Here is a 1,378-nt window from a genome sequence, read left to right as displayed (position 1 = left end):
TCAGCACATAACCTCCCTGTTATGTGACGGTCGGTGAAGAAGATCCCTTTATCCGGCCACATACCACTGTATCGCTTGTTAGCGTCTATTGCGGACATCCTTGAGCCAATATTTTAAATCGAACCATTGCCTAAAAATTGATTTGCGCCTGCGGTTCAATGCGAGAGCCAGCATTCGTCTACACATTCAGACAACTCGGTGCTAATGGAAAGGCAGAGGGTGTCTGCTCCGTCGACCCTCCGCGCTAGGGCAGAAAAATGCTCCTGCCATTTCTGCATTTCCGCCATCCATAGCGGGCAGATTGCGCGGCGGAGCAGTACGCTCTGCCTGACTTCTACTTAAACATCAGACGAAGTGACAGACCTAAGGCTGATCGCGCCCCGCAGGGCTAGTCATTCGCGAGTAAGTTAATTAGAATTCTGGTATTCATGGTTTATGGCAGTGTTTATGCAACCCTCTTCTTTCTCTTTAGCGCTATTACACCCTCGCTATTTATTTAACTGGCTGGGCCTAGGATTATTATGGCTGCTAGTGACCTTATTACCTTGGCGCTTACAAATGACTCTAGGCCGAGCATTAGGCCGCTTCTCTATGCGCATTTTGGGCTCCCGGGTCAAAATTGCACAGCGCAACTTAGAACTGGCATTACCTGAACTCACACCCGAAGAGCGAGCGCAAACCTTAACGGCAAACTTTGAAAGTGTGGGCTGTGCGGTATTTGAAACCGGCATGGCGTGGTTTTGGCCCCATTGGCGGATGCAAGCCATTACTCGCATGGAAGGCACAGAGCACGTTGATGCTGCCGCAGCCAATGGCCAAGGCATGTTGTTATTGTCGGCACACTTTTTAACCCTTGAGCTAAATGCCCGCCAATTTGGCTTGTATCGGCCCGGTGTGGGAGTGTATCGCCCTAATACTAATGCAGTATTAGAATATGCCCAGGTACAAGGCCGCTGTCGTTCTAATAAATATTTGGTCAACCGTCTAGATATTAAAGGCATGGTAAAAGCCTTGCGCCAAGGGGATGCGCTTTGGTATGCCCCTGATCACGACTACGGCCGCCATGCCAGTGTGTTTGTGCCTTTTTTTGCCGTTGAGCAAGCGGCCACTATTACCGGTACCGCCACCTTGGCGCGGGTGAAAAAAACCGTCACTCTACCCTGCTTTACAATTCGCGAGCAGCACGGCTATCGACTATTAATTCAAGCTCCCATGAGCAACTTTCCCATCGGCAACGATATTGCAGACGCAACCGCGAGCAATAAAGTAATAGAAGCCGCTATTCGCTTAGCCCCAGAACAATACATGTGGCTACACAGACGCTTTAAAACCACGCCAAAAGACGTGCCTTATCGGTATTAAGGGCAGCGCCGAGCGC

At 50.1% G+C, this 1,378-nt stretch carries 1 protein-coding gene; it reads left to right on the top strand.

Going from position 1 to position 1,378, the window contains the following annotated elements; all coding sequences use genetic code 11:
• The first annotated feature begins 447 nt into the window (after positions 1-447).
• Positions 448-1,362, top strand: coding sequence for an LpxL/LpxP family Kdo(2)-lipid IV(A) lauroyl/palmitoleoyl acyltransferase (lpxL, locus tag ACTHY5_RS03155; protein ID WP_441876240.1), 915 nt, complete (start codon positions 448-450; stop codon positions 1,360-1,362).
• The last annotated feature ends 16 nt before the right edge of the window (positions 1,363-1,378 follow it).

Origin of the sequence: Oceanisphaera sp. (assembly GCF_052084945.1) — a bacterium.
In the GTDB taxonomy this organism is placed as follows: Bacteria; Pseudomonadota; Gammaproteobacteria; order Enterobacterales; family Aeromonadaceae; genus Oceanimonas.
This window is presented reverse-complemented; position numbering and strand designations above follow the sequence as displayed.

Coding starts and splice junctions, on each gene's coding strand:
- lpxL (WP_441876240.1), top strand. CDS start 448: ATGCAACCCTCTTCTTTCTCTTTAGCGCTATTACACCCTCGCTATTTA.